The following is a 6758-nucleotide window of genomic DNA, read 5'->3' as shown; positions in this document are numbered from 1 at the left end:
GGGCGGAGACCCGCCGGTATCCGCACCTTGCGGCGCCGCCTGCCGTCCCGGTTGAAGTTCACCGCTGCGAAGCCACCTTCGAACTCGCGCCACCAGGCGTGGTTCCTGCCCTGCGGTCCGGTCCGTGGGGCGCCGAGCTGCCAGTCGAGTTCGGGAGCGTGCTGGGTGCGGCTGTAGTCGTCGTGGGCCGTGGCGGAGTAGGCTCCGCGGCCCTCCCCGAAGATCCAGAACGCGGAGAGGCCGTAGGTGAAATTGGGGTGGCGGTCGTCGCCGTCGGTGGGGACCCGGAGGATGGACAGCCCCGGTCCGGCCGCCTGTGGAAGCTGCGCCTCGGCGGTGACCGGATCGAACAGGTGCACGGGACTGTAGCCGAGCCAGACCTCCTCGAAGCCTCCGCCGTACGCGGCATGGGAGGCCCAGCGCCCGGCCTCGCGGCGCGACTCGGCGATGTTCGGCACGAGGATCTTCCCCACCCCGTTCAACGCCGTCCCCGCGGCGCTCACGAGCTCACCCAGCGCGGACCGGATCGCGAGCATGTCCGCAGCGCCCTCGATCGGCAGCTGGAGGCCGTAGTAGTCCTCGAACACGTCGTTGTCCGCCATTACGCCGTCGAACGGTGAATCGCGGAGCTCCTCGACCACGTTGTCCACCCAGCGGCGCTGGTACGCGGAGTCCCACACACGCATCTGCCAGTGGCCCGGATACCGCTCCCACTCGATGCGTGAGCCGTCGAGCCGCGTGGCGAACCAGCCGCCGTCCTCCTCCGCCTCGGCGAAGGAGACGCCCGAGGTGTAGACCGGGCCGGGCTCGTAGCTGCGCACCGAGGACAGGCACTTGTAGCAGAGCACCGTCATGTCGGGGCGGAGCCGTTTGAGCTCCTCGGCCGCCGTCCTCTCCCACGGCTGGAGGATCGCCACCCTGTAGTGCTCCGCCGCGAACTCGAGTTGCCCGGCCAGGATCGGCTCGCCGTACCGGATCCACGCACCGACCCCGGTCATGAGCCTGCCCTGCTGAGGTCCGCGAGATCGGCCGGCGTCAGGTTGCGCATGTCCGTGATGTCCCCGACGGTCCGGTAGATCTCGTTGTAGGAGGACATGATCTCGTGCATCTGGAAGAACTCCTGGACGCGGATGCGCGCGTTGTCCGCGTACTCGCCGTAGAGCGCGGTGTCGCCGATCACCGTCCGGATGCTGTCCGCCATCTGCTGCACGTCACCGGCGTTCACCAGTTCACCGCAGGCGCCGACGGACCGGCCGTCCCCGGTCCGGAGCTGCTCGCCGATGAGCTGCCGCATCCCGCCGACGTCCGTGCCCACCGTGGGGATCCCCGCGGCCATGGCCTCGAGCACCACGATCGGCTGGCCCTCGTTGTAGCTCGGCAGCACGAGGAGGTCGAACTGGTCGAGCATGTCCCGCACGTTGACGGTCCCGTGGATGGTGACGTGGTCCTCGAGGCCGAGGCTCTTGATCTTCGCGAGGCAGGCCTCGTAGTACTCGGGCACGTGTTCCGTGGGGCCCAGGACGTCCAGGTGGAGGTTCGGGAAGCCGCCGCGGCGCAGGATATCCATGCTCGAAAGGAGGTCGAGGAGGCCCTTGATCGGCACCACGCGGGCGATGTAGACGAGCTTCCAGGTGTGGGTGGCTGCATTCTGGACCAGGTGCTGCTGGGCGGCGAGCCGTGCCCGGTACTTCTGCTCGAACTCCTCGATGACCATGGCGTTGGGCACCACGACGGACTTGTCGATGTCGGTCCCGAGGCGTGCCGCCTCCGTGATGGCCGTGGGGTAGAGGTAGGTGATGAGGCTGGCACTCGGGTAGCAGAAGTGCCCCATCTCGGTCCACCACGCCATCCAGGCGCGCTGCTCCGGGGTGACGTCGAAGGTCCGGTAGTCCTCCGAGGTGATGGACAGCGCCATGTTGCGGTCCAGCAGGGTGTTCACGGTGTCGCGCACGTAGAGGTTGTGTTCCGTCAGCAGGAACGACGTCCCGTGGTCCCGGGCGGCCGCCGCCCCCAGGAGGGAGGCGTAGCCCGTGGTGTGTGCGTGGTAGACGCGTGCCTTCGGCATGGTCTCGCCGAGGATGGCGAAGGCGAGCGAGAGGAAGTTCCGCAGGGTCCAGAACGAGTCGGCGAGGGACAGGTCCAGCTGTGGCATCCGCACGGAGAGCGCCTCCATGAACTCCCTCGTCCCCAGGAGGGCCCACAGCGGATAGGTGCGGGTGCGAGGGTTGAAGCCCTCGTCGATCAGCTGCCAGAGCGGCTCCACCTCGCGCCGCTCGGACAGCGCGTACAGGGCATCGAACAGGCGGTCCGCGAGCTCCGCGCGCTCCGCCGGCCCCATCCCGAGGTCCTTGGAGGACACCGCCATGAAGTCGTGCCGGTGCTCCTGCATGCTCAGGTAGACGGGGCGCACCCAGGCCACGTTGTCGGGCATGCCGTAGAGATCGTCCTGGGGGGAAGCCGAGTCCCACGTGATGTGGATGATGCCGTAGGTGAGGTCCGGGTTGTGCGTGACGATGTCGTGGACCACGGCCGAGACACCCCCCTTGAGGTAGGGGTAGGTGGACTCCATGACGATCGCCACGTCCACGTCCTCGTAGTGGACCTGCCCTGCAGCCAGGGCCGGAGGGATCACGGCCGGGGACTGCTCGAGTGCTGCGCGACGGGCCTTCGGGGTCTTGAACACGTACATGGCTCTTCCTTGTGGGCTGGGCTGGTGGAGGGAGGCGTGGCGGGGACGGTTACCAGGACGTGGCGTGGCGCCAGAACAGCGTGTACTCGGGCTGGGTCCAGTGCCGCTTGTACAGCACCCAGGCGACGGCGACGAGCACGAGGTCCGCCACCACGAGCGCACCGTACGCGAGGGCCGCGCCGGCGGCGCTCTGCGTCGCCCCGACCAGCAGGAAGGCTCCCACGCAGAGTGCCAGGTGGATGCCGCCCAGGACCTGCGGAAGGACCTTCTCGCCGATGTAGTCCAGTTCGTAGCTGAGGAGCGTCAGGATCATGAACGCCCACGATGCGACTCCGACGGTGACGGCCAGGAGCACGCTCACGGGCTGGATGCCCTCGAGGAGCAGCGAGATGACGAGTGTGAGCACCATGCCGACGGCGCCCGTGCTCAGGATGGCGCGGTCCACCGTGCGGCTCAGCCGCTTGGACCTCAGGGCGAGGACGGTGAGCGGTTCCTCGGCGATGGTCCGGTGGAGGGTCGCGACGGCCTCGTCCACACGTGGAGCGAGGTTCACGAAGTAGTAGTTGTAGGCGATGACGGCGGGCAGCATCGCGAGGAAGACGATCACCACCTGGAAATCCCCGCCCGTGACGAGGAACAGGACGAACTTGTCGGCCCACAGGACGGCGCCGAGCAGGAGTCCGCGGACGAGGTCCGTCGAGAAGTCGCGGGCACCGAGGCGCTGGGTGAGGCTGATGGACGCGAGTCCCCGTCCCATGGCGGCGATCTGCGTGAGCGCTCCGAGCAGCGGCGGCAGCCACCAGACGGTGGGCGCCGCGAAGAGTGCCGCGGCGTAGGCGAGCCAGGCGATGGCCCAGAGTCCGCGCCGGTCGCCGACGTTGGCGAGGATGAGGGACTGGACGAAGAGGAGGTGGAGGGCGCAGAGGGCCGCGTAGGTGGCCAGGGCCGAGAAGGACCAGCGTGTCGCGAGCCAGAGCGGGACGGCGAAGACCACCACGAGCGGCACGGCCTGGACAAACATCGCCGGCCAGGTGGTGCAGAAGCGGCGGGTGATGGCCGCCATGTCGCGTTCCGCCATCAGGTCGCCGATCGCGCGGTAGGCGGGAAGGCAGGCGGCCTGCGCGAGCCACGGGACGGTGATGGAGGAGGCCAGCACCACGAGGGTGAGCTGCACGCCGCCCACCTCGACCGCGGCCATCGCCGGGCTGACGAGCGGGTACACCAGGTTCAGAAGGATGACCGGAGCCAGGTACAGCAGGAGGCCGGCGCCCGGCCGTGCCCCGCTGTCGGCCGCCACCCGGTCGCTGCCGGAGCCGGCGGCGCCGGGTCGCGCGAGCAGGAGCAGGGTGACCATGACCAGCAGGACGCCGGCGGCCAGCAGGGCGTAGGACCAGCCCGCAGGGAGGATGGTGTCGGCCATCGGCACGAGGGCCGTCAGGAGGAGCGCGACGATGATGACCATCGTGCGGCGTCGGGCAAAGGAGTCCTGAAGGAGGGACTGCAGAGAGGTCATGGTTTCCCCTGGGCCGCCCGCCGCGCAGGACGGGATGACGGCCTCGTGTGAGACGTGAGTGAGACAGGTGTGAGACGGATGCGGGGCGCCTGCGTGGAGCAGTCCCGGTCGTACGCCCATCCGGACGGGATGGATGCGTCGTCGCCGGCATCACCAGCGAGCACCGTTGTCAAGCTATCGGCCGGACCGCGACTGCTTCACGAGTACGACCCACGTGACTCCCTACGCAGGCCGTGGCCGTTCGGGCACCCGGCTACGTGGAAAAGGATCCGAAGTACTCGCAGATCACGACAGAAAACACCTGCTCGCCCGGAATGGCGCGGGGGCTGCGAAGGAACACCTCTACCGGAAGGTGACTTATTTCACTTCCGCACCGGATCGGGCTCGTTCTGGCCGGCTCGGCGTCCGTTCGCGATCCGGTACGACTCGGCGAGCAGCTCCGACAGTTCGCCGGGATCGAGGGGATCGAGGCGGACGAGGACGAGTCCCTCGTACCGTTCGTGGTGCGGATGGAGGAAGAAGATCTCCGGCGCGGTGGCGAGCAGCGCCGGGCGTTCCTCCGTCTTCACCGTCAGCACCGTGTCGTCCCACATGCGGGCGAAGAGGGCGCGGGCGAACCAGGCCGGCCGGCTCCAGCTCAGCCTCTCCGAGGTCCCGGGCAGGGCGAGGCACACGGACCGCACATCGTCTTCGCTGACCATGGACCCACCTTGGCACTGCCGGCCCATGCGGTCCAGAGTCTCGGCGGCGTCAGCCCCGGAAGAGGGCCTCGAGCAGGTCGACGGCGATCACGAGGGCGTCCTCGTCGATGTCGAACCGGCGGTGGTGGTGCGGGGCGGGATTGGACGCGCCGACGAAGATGTAGGTGCCGAGTCCGCCGGACTCCTGCACCTCGCGGATGAGCAGGTGGGCGTCGTCGCTGCCGCCTCCGGAGGCGCCGCTGGGCGTGTAGGCCGTGATGGCGGGAACACCCCGGGCCGCACGCGCGACGTCGTCGAGCAGTGCGTCGTCCGGCAGCGACACCGCTGCCCTGCCGTAGGCCTTCGTGGTCGCGGTCACGCCGTACATGCCGGCCGCGCCCTGCACGGCGGCTTCGGCGCGGCGGTCGAGGTCGTCGAGGACGGCGTTCGACGTCGAGCGGGTCTCGTAGGTGATCGTCGCGAGGGCGGGGATGATGTTGGCGCTCCCGTCCGCGTGGAAGGTGCCGACGTTGACGCGCGTGTCGGCTTCCGCGAAGCGAGGAAGACCGAGGATCGCGAGGGTGGCCTGCGCCGCGGCGGCGAGCGCGTGCCGCCCCTTCTCCGGCGAGGCCGCCGCATGTGCCGCCTCACCCTCGAACGTGGCCCGCCACTTGGTGGTCGCCATCGCGTCCGTGACGCCGCCGACCACCGTACCCGTGGGCAGATCTCCACCGAGGTGCACGGCGAGCATGCGGTCCACCCCGCGGGTGACGCCGGCGTCGATCATCGGCTGGGCGCCGCGGACGCCCTCCTCGGCGGGCTGGAAGAGGATCCGGACCCGTCCGGGGAAGTTCCCGTCGCGCAGGCGGTCGGCGAGTGCGATCCCGATGGCGGCGTGGCCGTCGTGGCCGCACGCGTGCATGAAGGGGGTCGTGGAGCGGTAGCCGCCGGCGACGGGCGCGTGGTCGGCGGCCGTCTCCTCGTCCACCGGCAGGGCATCGATGTCCACCCGCAGACCCCAGGTGGGGCCGTCGCGGTTCCCCTCGAGCTCCGCGATGATCGCCGTGCCGTGTTCCTGGAAGTACGCGACGTCGGCGGACGGAGCCCCGGCAGCGACCGCGCGCCGTCCCCACTCGTCCTTCTCGGTCGGGGTGGGCGGCACGGCGATGCGCCCGACGTCGATCGCCCCGGCCCCCGTGGTGGCCGGCACGCCCCTCGCCGCGAGCTCCGCCAGGATCACGGACGCCGTCCGGTACTCGAGGAAACCGGGCTCGGCGTGGGCATGGAACCGGCGGCGGAGCGCTGTGATCTTCTCGGGCTGCATGGTCCGACCCTACGCATTGTCCGCGGCGTCGACGACCCGGCACCGGGCCCGACGGTCACTGCGGCATCACGACGCGCACACGGTTCGGACACGATCGCCCGTCCCCGGCCACGGTTCGGTTGCACCCCTGTTCCGGTACGGGCGCCGGGCTCAGGATGGAGCGATCCACCCACCTACGAAGGAGTAATCATGGGTCGCTCAGCAACTCCGGCACTACTGTCCGCAGGGGCGCTGTGCCTCGCGTTCGTCCTCTCCTCCTGCGGCACCCCCGAGGCCGGCTCCGACGCCGCAGCCCCGGACAGCCAGGAGGCGCAGCCTGCGTCCGACACCGGGTCCCCCGATCCCACATCGTCCGCCGAACCGTCCGTCAAACCGTCCGCATCCCCCTCCGTCGAACCGCCCGAGCCCGCCCTCGATGGGGACTGGACCACGTACACGACGACGGACGGGAGCCTGTCCTTCGACCACCCGGCGGACTGGACCGTCGCCGCCGTTCCGGAAGCCCCGCCCGAGGGCGTGGCGGTCGTCGTCGGCGATGCCGGCGGGCGGCAG

At 69.9% G+C, this 6758-nt stretch carries 5 protein-coding genes and 1 pseudogene; 1 reads left to right on the top strand and 5 read right to left on the bottom strand.

The window, feature by feature from the left end:
- The 5 genes from CVO76_RS09980 to CVO76_RS09960 all read right to left on the bottom strand — a co-directional run.
- Positions 1-998: putative glycoside hydrolase (locus CVO76_RS09980; protein WP_208739135.1), on the bottom strand; the 998-nt coding region annotated here is incomplete at its 3' end.
- Positions 995-2689: a GT4 family glycosyltransferase PelF gene (gene pelF / locus CVO76_RS09975; RefSeq protein WP_208739134.1), complete on the bottom strand. Its 1695-nt coding sequence runs from the start codon at positions 2687-2689 to the stop codon at positions 995-997. The genes pelF and CVO76_RS09980, both read right to left, overlap by 4 nt.
- A gap of 49 nt (positions 2690-2738) precedes the next feature.
- The gene (locus tag CVO76_RS09970; RefSeq protein ID WP_244185867.1) at positions 2739-4202 is read right to left on the bottom strand and encodes a hypothetical protein; all 1464 of its coding nucleotides are present in this window, start codon (positions 4200-4202) and stop codon (positions 2739-2741) included.
- Positions 4203-4564: 362 nt separating this feature from the next.
- The gene (locus CVO76_RS09965) at positions 4565-4903 is read right to left on the bottom strand and encodes an MmcQ/YjbR family DNA-binding protein (protein ID WP_133080229.1); all 339 of its coding nucleotides are present in this window, start codon (positions 4901-4903) and stop codon (positions 4565-4567) included.
- Between the two features lie 49 nt (positions 4904-4952).
- A complete protein-coding gene (locus CVO76_RS09960; RefSeq protein ID WP_208739133.1) occupies positions 4953-6206 on the bottom strand; it encodes an amidohydrolase in 1254 nt (417 codons plus the stop codon).
- Positions 6207-6395: 189 nt separating this feature from the next.
- Between CVO76_RS09960 and CVO76_RS09955 the strand changes: the two are divergent.
- Positions 6396-6758 (top strand): annotated as a pseudogene (locus CVO76_RS09955) (hypothetical protein); the annotation flags it as partial.

Source organism: Arthrobacter agilis (genome assembly GCF_002953615.1).
Lineage (GTDB): Bacteria > Actinomycetota > Actinomycetes > Actinomycetales > Micrococcaceae > Arthrobacter_D > Arthrobacter_D agilis_B.
Note: the sequence above shows the minus strand (reverse complement) of the source record. Positions and strands in the feature narration are given on the sequence as shown.

Excerpts from the sequence above, each read along its gene's own strand:
- CVO76_RS09970 (WP_244185867.1), bottom strand. The coding sequence starts at position 4,202 with ATGACCTCTCTGCAGTCCCTCCTTCAGGACTCCTTTGCCCGACGCCGC.
- CVO76_RS09965 (WP_133080229.1), bottom strand. The coding sequence starts at position 4,903 with ATGGTCAGCGAAGACGATGTGCGGTCCGTGTGCCTCGCCCTGCCCGGG.
- pelF (WP_208739134.1), bottom strand. The coding sequence starts at position 2,689 with ATGTACGTGTTCAAGACCCCGAAGGCCCGTCGCGCAGCACTCGAGCAG.
- CVO76_RS09960 (WP_208739133.1), bottom strand. The coding sequence starts at position 6,206 with ATGCAGCCCGAGAAGATCACAGCGCTCCGCCGCCGGTTCCATGCCCAC.